We start from the raw sequence: 12022 nt of genomic DNA, 5'->3' as shown, positions 1-12022 counted from the left end.
GAAACTTCCTTGGCCGCCCCCGACGAAGCCCCGACCACCCGTCGCGACCAGCTCAAGGCACAGCGCCGCGAGCAGCTGCTCGCGGCGGGCGCGCGGCTGATCGCCGATCGCGGTTTCCTCGGAGTCCGGCTCGACGACCTGGGCGCGGCCGTGGGGATCAGCGGGCCCGCGGTCTACCGGCACTTCCACAACAAGGAGGCACTGCTGGTCGAGCTGCTGGTCGGGGTCAGTGAGCGGCTGCTCGACGGCGGCAGCGCGGTCGTCGCCGCGGCTGAGGGCCCGGCGCAGGCGCTGGAGGGCCTGATCGACTTCCACCTCGACTTCGCGTTCAACGACCGCGAGCTCATCCGCATCCAGGACCGGGACCTGGACAACGTCCCCGCCGCCGACCGCCGCGTCCTGCGCCGGACCCAGCGGCGGTACGTCGAGCTGTGGGTCGGGGTCCTGCGCGAACTCCACCCCGGGCTGGCCGAGGAATCGGCGCGCGTCCAGGCGCACGCCACCTTCGGTCTCATCAACTCCACCCCGTACAGCGCGCCCGCGGCCTCGGCCGCGAAGTCCCGCCCCATCCTGCGCGACATGGCCCTGTCGGCACTGCGCCAGGCCCCCGCCTCGTAAGCCTCGGCGCGATCCCGCTCCGGTGGCCACGAACCGCTCGCCGCGCGGAAGGCGCTGGATGCGAAGGCTTTCGATCCCCGCCCACCCGCGACGCGGTCAGCGGACGAGCGGGGATCTGTTCACCGGCTCAGAGCCACTCGGCGACGCCGCCGTGGCCGGAACAGGTGCCCCGGCGATGCTGGCTGAAGGAATAGGTGCCGTCCTTGCACCGGGCGGTGGCGCCCGCGGGCGCCGTCGGGGAACTCTGCGGCCGCTGGACGCACTGGTTGTCGGAGTTCTCGTACTGGCCGGCCGGGCAACCGGCGGCGACGAAGGGCGAGGCGGTGGCCGGTGCCGCGAGCACCGCGCCCGTTCCGACGACGATGGCGAACAACCAGGACACGAGCTTCGGTGACATGTGAATCCTCTACAGCGGAACAGATTTCGGGTTCGCCGGGAACATCCGGCAAACGGGAGGATTCTAGGCAGCAGGCGGACTCGTCCGGGTTTACTCCGTCGAAAACGCTAACGCGCCAACGGTGTCCGAGCCTCCGGCGCCGCCGTGGGCGGCGCCGGGGTCGCCGCCCGGCAATCGGCGAGCACCCCGTCCGACATGCGGTACACCGCGTCCATGCGATGCAGGTGCGTCGGGTCGTGGGTGACCAGGACGGTCGCGGCGCGGTGGGCGTGGGCCAGGGTCGTGATCAGGTCGATGATCGCGGCGCCACGGGCGGAGTCCAGCGCGCTGGTCGGCTCGTCGACGACCAGCAGCGCCGGGTCGTGCAGCAGGGCACGCGCGATGTTCACCCGCTGGCGCTGCCCGCCGGAGAGCTGCGCGGGTCGCTTGTGCGCCTGGTCGGCAAGGCCGACCGCGTCGAGGAGCTCGAGGGCGCGCGTGCGGGTGGCGCGGCGGGTGGCGCGCGGGACGAACCAGCGCTGCCCGAGGTGCTCGGTCACCTGGAGCTGCTCCAGCGCGGTCAGCGACGGCAGCAGGTTCGGCTGCTGGAAGACGATCCCGATGGACTCGCGGCGCACCCGGGCCGCGGTGCGCCGCGACGCCCGCGCGAGATCGATCGCGCCGCCGTCGATGTCGAGCAGCGCCGCGCCGGAATCCGGGCGGACCAGGCCGGCGGCCACGGCCAGCAGGCTCGACTTGCCCGAGCCGGAAACGCCGGTCACTGCGGCGACGGTGCCGCCGGGGACGTGCAGGTCCACGTGGTCGAGGGCGGTCAGGCGGCCGGATCCGTCGGGATAGGTGAGGGTGACGCCGGTGAGGTGCAGGGCGGTTGGCATGGTGGGCCTCCGGGGGGTCGGCGGGGTCAGCGGCCCGCGCCGAGCGCGGTCACGGGATCGGTGGTGAACAGGAAGCGCAACGCGGCGGCCGCGCCGAGCAGGCCGAGCCCGATCAGCGCGAGCGCGGGCAGCACGGTGGTCGCGGGGGACAGGACGAACGGCAGGGCGTCGCCGAGGAACGCGGCCGCGACGGTGGTGATCGCCAGGCCGGCGGCGGTGCCCGCGGCGAGGACGACCGCCGCCTGGGTCAGGGCGTCGCGCAGGAGCGAACCCGTTGTCGCGCCGAGCGCCTTGAGGACGGCGACGTCCGGCGTGCGCTGCACCGTCCAGACGGTGAAGAACGCGCCGATCACCAGGGCGGAGATGGCGAACAGCAGGACGGTCATGAGGGTGAGCGAGCCGTTCTCCGCCTGATAGGAGCCGATCGCGCGTACCGCGTCACCCGCGGGCACCGAGCGGGTACCCGCCGGGTCGTCCGCCGGGCCGCCGGAGACCGCCAGCACGGTCGCGGCACCCGCGCGCGGGCTCACCGACCGCCAGTCGGCCAGCGTCGTCCAGACCACCGGCACGTGGCTGTACCAGTCGTCGCCCGCCACCGCGGCGACCCGGAAGTCGCGGCCCGCCAACGTCACCGTCGCGCCCGCGCCGACGCCGAGGTCGCGCGCGGCGCCCGCGCTGAGCGACACCGCGCCCGGCTCGGTTGCCGGGTGGTTGCCGAACGCGGCCGCGTCGCCGCCGAACAGCGCCACCTGGACCGGGGCGCCGCCGGCGGACTCGGCCCGCGTCCGCGAGATGCCGACGGGGTCGACCGTCGCGCCCGGCGCGCGCCATTCCGCGATCCGGTCCTCGGTGAGGACCGAGGAGTCGAAGGACGGGTCGGCGCCGTCGTCGGCGAACACGATCCGGTCGCCCGCCAGCTGCCGCACCGCCGACACGTTCTGATGCGCGAGCCCCGCGGTGAGCCCGCTGAGGAAACTCACCAGCAGCGCCACCAGCAGGACGACGACGGTGACGAGCAGGAACCGGCCGCGGGCGGCCCGGAGATCACGGAGAGCGACGAACATGACTCCAGCCTGGCCGGACCGGGCCGCCCGGCCATCGCACCGCGGCAGGAATCGCGGTCCATCGTTGGTCGGCGCGTGTTTACATCTTTCGATGGATGCCGTGCCGGTTGCCACCCATAAGCTGGACGGCGTGCATGCGTCCCCCCTGGCTCCCGTGGTGACCACGCTGCGGCTGGGGCTGCACGTGCTGGTCACGGTGCTGGCCGTGGTCGTCGCCGTGCGGGCCTTGCTGCCCGGCGCGCCGCACCCGGTCGCGGTGGTCGCGCTGACCGCGCTGTGGCTCGCGGTCTACTTCGTCGGCGGCGGGCTCGCGGGCAGGCCGCGGCGCGTCGCCGCGTGGCTGATCGCGCTGACGGCGCTGTGGCTGGCGCTGCTCGCGCTGACGCCCGAAGCGGTGTACCTGTCCTTCGGCCTGTTCTTCCTCTACCTGCACCTCGTGCCGCGCCCGGGGAACCTCGCCATGGTCGCCACCGTCACCGCGATCGGGGTCGCCGGATTCGCGGCGCACCGCGGGTGGTCGATCGGCGCGGTCATCGGGCCGGTGCTCGGCGCGGCGGTCGCCGTCGGGATCGGCTTCGGCTACCAGGCGCTCTACCGCGAGGCCGCCGAGCGGCAGCGGCTCATCGACGAATTGATCGGCACCCGAGCGGTTCTCGCCGACCGCGAGCGCACCGCGGGCCGGCTCGCCGAACGCGAACGCCTGGCCGAGGAGATCCACGACACCGTCGCCCAGGGACTCAGCAGCATCCAGCTGCTGCTCTACGCCGCCGAACAGGCCGCGCCCGACCACCCCGCGGCCGACCGCATCCGCCTGGCCCGCGAGACCGCCGCCGAGGACCTGGCCGAGACCCGCCGCCTCATCGCCGGACTCGCGCCCGCCGCGCTGGAGGACCGCTCCCTCGCCGACGCCCTCGCCCGGCTCTGCGCCCGCGCCGAGGCGCCCGGCCGCCGGACCCAGCTGCTGGTCGAGGGCGAGCCCGAGCGGCTGCCCATGGCGGTCGAGGCGGCGCTGCTGCGGATCGCCCAGAGCGCCATCGCGAACGTCGTCCAGCACGCGGACGCGGGGCGGATGCGGGTCACGCTCACCTACGCCGACACCGACGTCCACCTCGACGTCGTCGACGACGGGCGCGGCATCGATCCGGCGGTCCTGCGCGACCCCGGGTCCGGCTCCTACGGCCTGACCGCCATGCGCAGCCGGGTCGCCCAGCAGGGCGGGCGGATGACGGTGGAATCCGAACCCGGGCACACGGCGGTCACGGTGTCCTTCCCGCTGGGCGGTGCGGCGTGATCCGCCTGCTGCTCGCCGACGACCACGCCATCGTGCGCGCCGGCCTGCGCGCCCTGCTCGAGGCCGCCGAGGACATCCGTGTCGTCGGCGACGTCGCCGACGCCGACGCGGCCGTGGCCTTCTGCGCCGCCGCCCCGGTCGACCTGGTGCTGATGGATCTGCGTTTCGGCGACGGCCGCGGCGGCGCCTCGGCCACCGCCGACCTGCGCGCGCTGCCGGACCCGCCGAACGTCCTCGTGGTCACCAACTACGACACCGACGCCGACATCCTCGGCGCGATCGAGGCCGGTGCCGTCGGCTACCTCCTCAAGGACACGCCGCCGCCCGAGCTGCTCGCCGCGGTGCGCGCGGCCGCGGCGGGGGAGAGCGTGCTGTCGCCGACGGTGGCCTCGCGGCTGATGACCCGGGTGCGGCGGGCCGACACCACGCTCAGCCCGCGCGAGGTGGAGGTGCTGCGCCTGGTCGCGGCCGGGCTGTCCAACCGCGAGATCGCGCGGGAACTGTTCCTGTCGGAGACGACGGTGAAATCCCACCTCGTGCACATCTACGCGAAACTCGGTGTGCGGTCACGGACTTCGGCGGTGGCCACGGCGCGGGAGCAGGGCGCGATCTGAGCCGGCCGGGCGCCCGCCGCGTCGGCGGCCATCCGCGGGGCCGGTCGGTGACGAATTCATGGGGTCCACCACCAGCATATTTCGACCCACCCGGCCATTCGGGGGCGTCGGAGGGGAGAGTCGCACTCATGTTCCACCACACTGTCGCGCGGGCCGGGCGCAGGGCGCTCGTCGGCGTGTTGCCGCTGGCCGTCGTCGCCGCAACGCTGGCGGGCGCGGGTACCGCGTCGGCCGACGACGCCGCCGAACAGGCCCGGCTGGCCCAGGGGCTGTCCGCGTCCTTCGACGCCGACGGCATCGGCTACCGCACCAGCGTGACTCCCGACCTGCGCACCATCTCGGCCACCGTCGACAACGGCCGCTTCGTGCTCGCCGCCGACGCCTCCAGCGTCGCGGTGGAGAAGGCCGACGGCACCGTCGTCCAGCAGCTCCCGACGACCCTTGGCACCGCGGGCGGCAACACCATCCGCCTCGCCACCACCGTCGGCGCGGACGGCCGCAGCCTCACGATGACCCCGGTCGCCGACGACGGCGCCACCACCGAGCTGAAGTCGATCGCCACCAACCCGGCCGCCCAGTACTCGGACCCGGCCCTCAACGGCGCGGCCATCGGCGCCGGCGTCGGCGCGGTCATCGGCGCGGTGGTGTGCATCCCGATGATCACCACGATGATCCTGTACCTGCCGTGCGTGGCGCTGGTCGGCGGCCCGAACGCGCTGATCGGCGCGGCCATCGGCGCGCTCGTCGGCGCGGTGGCCCCGGCGATCATCCCGCAGGTCCTGCCCTGACCCACGCGGTCGGGTTACCGGGGAGGCCGTGGCTCCGCCCCTAGGGTGGACCCATGGCCTCCCTCTCCGATTCCCGAGTCCGTGAATTCCTCGGCCACGGCACCCGTACCGGCAAGGTCGCCTTCGTCGCGGCCGACGGCCGTCCCCTGGTGACGCCGGTCTGGTTCGTCCTCGAGGACGACGAGATCGTCTTCAACACGGGCAAGAACACCGCCAAGGGCCGCGCCTTCGCCCGCGACCCCCGCGTCGCCGTCTGTGTCGACCTGGAGGAGCCGCCCTACGGCCTGGTCGAGGTCCAGGGCACCGTCACCCTGTCCGAGGACCCGGCCGAACTCCTGCGCACCGCCACCGTGATCGCCGCCCGCTACATGGGACCCGACCGCGCCGAGGAATACGGCCGCCGCAACGGCACCCCGGGCGAGCTGGTCGTCCGCGTGCGCCCGACCAAGGTCGTCGCCCACTTCGACGTCTCGGCCTGAGCCGGTACGGCGTCCGTACACTGCCTCCCTATGACCATCCACTTCATCGGGGCCGGGCCCGGCGCGGCCGATCTGCTCACGGTGCGGGCGGTCACGCTGCTGCGGGAGAGCCCGGTCTGCCTGTACGCCGGGACGTACCTGGACCCGGAGGTGCTCGCGCACTGCGCGCCGGGGACCGAGCTGATCGACACCCAGCACCTGGACCTGGACGCGATCATCGCGCACCTGGTCGCCGCCCACCGCGCGGGCCGCGATGTCGCCCGGTTGTGTTCGGGGGACCCGTCGCTGTACTCGGCGCTCACCGAGCAGACGCGGCGGCTCGACGCCGCAGGGGTGCCGTGGGACGTGACCCCCGGCGTGCCCGCGTACGCGGCGGCGGCGGCGATCCTGGGGACCGAGCTGACGGTGCCGGAGGTGGCGCAGTCGGTTGTCCTGACCCGGACCCGGGTGCGGTCCACCGCGATGCCCGCGGGGGAGGACCTGCGCGCCTTCGCGGCGACCGGCGCCACCCTGGTGCTGCACCTGGCGATCACCCGGATCCGCGCGCTGGCCGACCAGCTGACGGACGACTACGGCGCCGACTGCCCGGTGGCGGTGGTCTACCGGGCCGGCCAGCCCGCCGAACAGGTCCTGCGGGGCACCCTGGCCGACATCGCCGACCGGGTCGAGGCGGCGGGACTGCGCCGGGCGGCGGTCATCCTGGTGGGCCGCGCGCTGACCCCGGCCCTCGCCTGCGCCGAGTCGCACCTCTACGACCCGGCCCGGGTTCGCCCGGCGGTGACCGCGCCGGCCGGCCGCGAAACCGGGATGTGAGGCAGCTCTCAGCGGGGGTGTGGCCGCTCCGGCCGCCGCGGGGGTGTGACGGCCCCTACGGTGTGGGCGAGCCCGGATCGGGGCCTCACCTCGCATGATGCCGACCGGCTATGGAGGTGGTTGGTTGGGCGCCCGGCGCAACGGTAGATTGGTGCGATGGTTTGTCATCAGTTCGGCGGCGCTGCCGGTCGGCCGTCCATGGGCTCGGTCTCGGCGATGTAACGAGAGCGGTCCGGCCGACAGATAGTGCCAATGGACATTTTTGCCTGATTGATTCGAGAACTGCACTCCGGACAAGGCGCCGCGCTGGTGGGGCGGCGTCGTCGTTGCGGTGTCGTCGGGGAGCGCCCACCGGGTGTTCCGGAAGCGAGGTAGAGGGTTGGACCGGCTGGATTTCGGCGGCAACGGCGAAACTGGTGAGGTGCGGGACGGCTCGGTGGAGACCTTCCCGCTGTCCCCCGCCCAGCTGGGCATCTGGTACGCGCAGCATGTCGACCCGCAGGTGCCGATCAACATCGCCCAGTACGTCGACCTGCGCGGCGTGCTCGATGTCGCGGCACTCGAACGCGCCAGCGCGGGCGCGGCCACCGACCTGGAGTCGGGCTGGATCCGCATCGTCGAGGTCGACGGGGAGCCCCGTCAGCTGATCGACCCCACGCAGGACGCGACGCTGATCTATGTCGACCTGCGCGGCGAGGACGACCCCGCCGCCGCGGCCCAGGCGTGGATGCGCGCCGAGTACAGCCGCCCCATCGACGTGGCCCGCGACCGCCTGGTCCAGGCCGCGGCCCTGCGCCTGGCCGACGACCACTGGTACTGGTACGCCCGCGTCCACCACATCGTGCTGGACGGCTTCGGCGCCAACAACTTCGTCACCCGCACCGCCGAGCTCTACACCGCCGAGGTCACCGGCACCGAGGCGCCGCCGAACAAGGCCGCCGACCTGCGCTCGCTCTACGAGTCCGAGATCGCCTACCGCGACAGCTCCCGCTTCGAATCCGACCGGGCGCACTGGGCCGAGCGGGTCGCCGGCCTGGAGGAGGGCTCGAGCCTGACCGGCCGGTCGGCGCCGCCCTCGCCGTTCAACGACGTCGCCTCCGCGGCGCTGACCCCCGAACAGGACGGCCTGCTCGCGGCCGCCGCGGCGCGGCACGACGCCAGCCCGGCGACGCTGCTGATCGCCGGTTTCGCGGCCTATCTGGCCCAGATCACCGGCACGACCGACGTGATCCTGAGTCTGCCGGTCACCGCCCGCACCACCGCGGTCATGCGCCGCTCGGGCGGCGTCACCTCCAACATCGTGCCGCTGCGCCTACCCGTCGGCCACGACGTCACCGTGGCCGGGCTGCTGCGCGAGGCGACCACCGAGGTCTCCGGCGCGCTGCGTCACCAGCGCTACCGGCACGAGGACATCCGCCGCGACTCGGCGGGTGACGGCGTGGTCACCACGGAGTTCTTCGGCCCGTGGGTGAACATCATGCTGTTCAACAACGAGCTGCGCTTCGGCGACCTGGTGGGCAACACCCACCTGCTGTCCACCGGCAGCATCGAGGACCTGGGCGTCAACTTCTACCAGTCGGCGGGCGGCACCCGGCACCACATCGACTTCGAGACCAACCCCAACCTCTACACGGCCGATGAGGCCGCGACCCACCACGCGCGCTTCCTGGAGTTCTTCGACCGGTTCCTGGCCGCCGAGGCCGCGACCCCGGTGTGGTCGCTGCCGGTCACCACGGCGGGCGAGCTGGAGCGCTCGCTCACCGACTGGAACGACGCGGCCCACGAGGTCCCCACCACCACGCTGCCCGACCTGCTCGACGCGCAGATCCCGCGTACGCCGGACAACATCGCCCTCGATTTCGAGGGCGCGACCCTGACCTACGCCGAGTTCGGCGCGAAGGTCAACCGCCTGGCCCGGCGGCTGGTCGCCGACGGTGTCGGCCCGGAGTCGCTGGTCGCGCTCGGCATGCGACGTTCGCTCGACCTGGTCGTCGGCATGCACGCCGTGCTGCGCGCCGGTGGCGCCTACGTGCCGATCGACCCCGATCACCCGGCCGACCGCACCGCCTACATCCTCGAGTCCGCGGCACCGGTCTGCGTGCTGACCACCGTGGCCGACGACCTGGATCTGCCCGAGTCGGTGCGCCGGGTCGAGATCGACCGCCTCGACACCTCGGCGTTCTCCGACGCCCCGCTGACCGACGCCGACCGCCTGGCCCCGCTGCGCCCGGACAACACGGCCTACGTCATCTACACCTCGGGCTCGACCGGCCGCCCCAAGGGCGTCGCGGTCACCCACCACGCGATCGTCAACCAAGAGCTGTGGATGCTCGACGAGTACCGGTTGACCGCGGACGACGTCTACCTGCAGAAGACCGCGACGACCTTCGACGTGTCGCTGTGGGGCTACTTCCTGCCGCTCATGGTCGGCGCCAAGCTGATCATCGCCGCCCCGGACGGGCACCGCGACCCGCTCTACGTCGCGGACATGATCGCCCGCCACGGGGTCACGGTCACCGACTTCGTGCCGTCGATGCTGACGGTGTTCGTCGCCCACGCCACCCGGGCCCAGCTGGCCACCCTGCGCGCGGTCTTCGTCATCGGCGAGGCGCTGCCGCCGGAGACCGCCGCGGGCCTGCGCGCGATCTCCACGGCCGGCCTGCACAACCTGTACGGCCCGACCGAGGCAGCGGTCTCGGTCACCTACTGGGAGGCCACCGAGGCCGACACCGTTCTCGTGCCGATCGGTATTCCGGAATGGAATGTCGAGGTGTACGTGCTCGACGCGCGGCTGCGCCCCGCCGCGATCGGCGCTCCGGGTGAGCTGTATCTGGCGGGCCGTCAGCTCGCGCGCGGCTACCGCGGCCGCCCCGACCTGACCTCGGACCGCTTCGTCGCCAGCCCCTTCGGGGACGGCGCCCGCATGTACCGCACCGGTGACCTGGTGCGCTGGAACGCCGACGGCGTCCTCGAGTACATCGGCCGCACCGACTTCCAGGTGAAGTTCCGTGGTCAGCGCATCGAGCTGGGCGAGATCGAGACCGACCTGCTCGCGCACCCGAGCCTGAGCCAGGCCGTCGTCCTGGTCATGGACACGGCGACCGGTCAGCAGCTGGTCGCCTACGTCGTGCCCGCGCCGGGCCAGGCCGCCGACCCGGAGACGCTGACCCGGTTCGTCGCCGAGAAGCTGCCCAGCTACATGGTCCCGGCCTCGATCATGGTGCTGGACGCGTTCCCGCTCAACACCTCCGGCAAGCTCGACCGCAAGGCGCTGCCCGACCCGGTGTTCGCCACCGACGCCGGTTTCCGCGCCCCGCGCACGCCCGCCGAACAGATCGTGGCGGGCATCTTCGCCGACGTGCTCTCCCAGGAGCGGGTCGGCGCGGACGACAATTTCTTCGCCCTCGGCGGCAACTCGCTCGTGGCGACCCAGGTCGTGGCGCGGGTCGGCGCGGCGTTCGGCATCCAGCTGGGGGTGCGCGCGCTGTTCGAGACCCCGACCGTGTCCGGGCTGGCCGCCCGCGCCGAATCCGCCACGCCCGCCGAGGTTTCCCGGCCCGCGCTGGTCGCCAAGCCGCACACCGAGCAGGTGCCGCTGTCGCTGGCCCAGCAGCGGATGTGGTTCATCAACCAGTTCGACCCGACCGCGCCGACCTACAACCTGCCCTTCGTGGTGCGGCTGCGCGGCCGCGTCGATCCCGACGCGCTGATCGCCGCGCTGAACGACGTGGTGGCGCGGCAGGAGTCGCTGCGCACGATCTTCCCCGACGCCGACGGCGGCTACCAGCGGGTGCTGCCCGCCGACGAGGTCGACCTCGGCATCACCGTGTCCGCGATCGACTCCGGCGAGCTGCAGTCCGCGCTGGTCGCGTTCGCCTCCACCGGCTTCGACGTGACCGGCGAACTGCCGATCCGGGTGCGCATCTACCGGGTGACCGGGGCGGGCACCAACGGAACCCCGGACTACGCCGTCGCTTTCGTCGTGCACCACATCGCGGCGGACGGTTTCTCCTTCGGCCCGCTGGCCCGCGACATGGCGACGGCCTACCTGGCCCGCGCCGCGGGCGAGGCGCCGGGCTGGGCGCCGCTGCCGGTGCAGTACCGCGACTACACGCTGTGGCAGCGCGAGCTGCTCGGCGCGGAGTCGGACCCGACCTCCATGGCGGCCCGCCAGCTGGCGTACTGGCAGCGCACCCTCGACGGCCTGCCCGACCAGCTCGATCTGCCCAGCGACCGCACCCGCCCGCAGCAGCAGAGCTTCCTGGGCGCCCGGGTCGGTTTCGAGATCGACCCGCAGGTCCACGAGCAGCTGTCCGCGCTGGCCCGCGCGCACGGGGTCACCCTGTTCATGGTCGTGCACGCCTCCCTCGCGGTGCTGCTTGCGCGGCTGTCGGGCACCACCGACATCGCCGTCGGCACCCCCATCGCCGGCCGTGGCGAGCAGGCCCTCGACGACCTGATCGGCATGTTCGTCAACACGCTGGTCCTGCGCAGCGACGTCGACCCGGCCCAGCCGTTCACCGACTTCCTCGCCCGTACCCGCGAGACCGACCTGTCGGCGTTCGCGAACGCCGACGTGCCGTTCGAGCGGCTCGTCGACGTCATCAACCCCACCCGGTCCCAGGCCCGCCACCCGTTGTTCCAGGTGGTGCTGTCCTTCCAGGAGATGTCGCACGGCACCCTGGAGCTGCCCGGCCTGTCGGTCAACGCCGACGAGGTCGAGGTCGACATGGCCAAGTTCGACCTGCAGTGGACCCTGACCGAGGAGCACACCGTCGCCGGCGTGCCCGCGGGCATCACCGGCGTGCTCACCTACGCCGTCGACCTGTTCGACCGGTCGACGGTCGAGGAACTGCTGCTGCGCTGGCGCCGCGTGCTGGACGCGATCCTCGCCGACCCGGCCGTGGCCGTCGGCGCGATCGACGTGCTCGACGCCGCCGAACGCGCCGAGCTGGTCTCGCGGCAGGGCCCGCCCGCCGCGCCCGCGCGCACCCTGCCCGAACTGCTGGCGCTGGCCGCGCGCGACCCCGAGGCGCCCGCCGTGGTGTTCGACGGCGCGACCGTCACCTACGGCGAGCTCGAT

10 protein-coding genes are annotated in these 12022 nt (G+C 73.2%); 7 read left to right on the top strand and 3 right to left on the bottom strand.

All coding sequences use genetic code 11. The annotated features are described in order from the left end of the window. Positions 1–9: 9 nt before the first annotated feature. A complete protein-coding gene (locus tag ON36_RS24625; RefSeq protein ID WP_043658306.1) occupies positions 10–618 on the top strand; it encodes an SACE_7040 family transcriptional regulator in 609 nt (202 codons plus the stop codon). A 127-nt stretch (positions 619–745) separates the two neighbouring features. Here ON36_RS24625 and ON36_RS24620 read toward each other — a convergent pair whose 3' ends face one another. The 3 genes from ON36_RS24620 to ON36_RS24610 all read right to left on the bottom strand — a co-directional run bounded on the left by ON36_RS24620 (position 746) and on the right by ON36_RS24610 (position 2954). After that, the gene (locus tag ON36_RS24620; protein ID WP_043658302.1) at positions 746–1015 is read right to left on the bottom strand and encodes a DUF3761 domain-containing protein; all 270 of its coding nucleotides are present in this window, start codon (positions 1013–1015) and stop codon (positions 746–748) included. 107 nt (positions 1016–1122) lie between these two features. Then, positions 1123–1890, bottom strand: a complete 768-nt coding sequence (locus ON36_RS24615) for an ABC transporter ATP-binding protein (protein WP_052314319.1) — start codon at positions 1888–1890, stop codon at positions 1123–1125. A 26-nt stretch (positions 1891–1916) separates the two neighbouring features. Continuing rightward, positions 1917–2954 (bottom strand): ABC transporter permease, encoded by a 1038-nt coding sequence (locus ON36_RS24610; protein ID WP_043658299.1) that lies wholly within the window; start codon positions 2952–2954, stop codon positions 1917–1919. A 130-nt stretch (positions 2955–3084) separates the two neighbouring features. Here ON36_RS24610 and ON36_RS24605 point away from each other — a divergent pair, with 130 nt between their 5' ends. The 6 genes from ON36_RS24605 to ON36_RS24580 all read left to right on the top strand — a co-directional run. Continuing rightward, positions 3085–4245: a sensor histidine kinase gene (locus ON36_RS24605; protein WP_043658441.1), complete on the top strand. Its 1161-nt coding sequence runs from the start codon at positions 3085–3087 to the stop codon at positions 4243–4245. After that, complete coding sequence (locus ON36_RS24600) at positions 4242–4859, top strand: LuxR C-terminal-related transcriptional regulator (protein ID WP_043658296.1); 618 nt, start codon at positions 4242–4244, stop codon at positions 4857–4859. Before ON36_RS24605 ends, ON36_RS24600 begins: the two co-directional genes overlap by 4 nt. A gap of 128 nt (positions 4860–4987) precedes the next feature. Beyond that, positions 4988–5647 (top strand): DUF8020 domain-containing protein, encoded by a 660-nt coding sequence (locus ON36_RS24595; protein ID WP_043658293.1) that lies wholly within the window; start codon positions 4988–4990, stop codon positions 5645–5647. A 53-nt stretch (positions 5648–5700) separates the two neighbouring features. Next, positions 5701–6126: a PPOX class F420-dependent oxidoreductase gene (locus ON36_RS24590; protein WP_043658291.1), complete on the top strand. Its 426-nt coding sequence runs from the start codon at positions 5701–5703 to the stop codon at positions 6124–6126. Between the two features lie 30 nt (positions 6127–6156). After that, entirely contained in the window at positions 6157–6939 is a 783-nt protein-coding gene (gene cobM, locus ON36_RS24585) for a precorrin-4 C(11)-methyltransferase (RefSeq protein ID WP_043658289.1), read from the top strand. A gap of 379 nt (positions 6940–7318) precedes the next feature. Then, positions 7319–12022: non-ribosomal peptide synthetase (locus tag ON36_RS24580; protein ID WP_157224997.1), on the top strand; the 4704-nt coding region annotated here is incomplete at its 3' end.

It is taken from the genome of Nocardia thailandica NBRC 100428 (assembly GCF_000308795.1).
Classification (GTDB): domain Bacteria; phylum Actinomycetota; class Actinomycetes; order Mycobacteriales; family Mycobacteriaceae; genus Nocardia; species Nocardia thailandica.
This window is presented reverse-complemented; position numbering and strand designations above follow the sequence as displayed.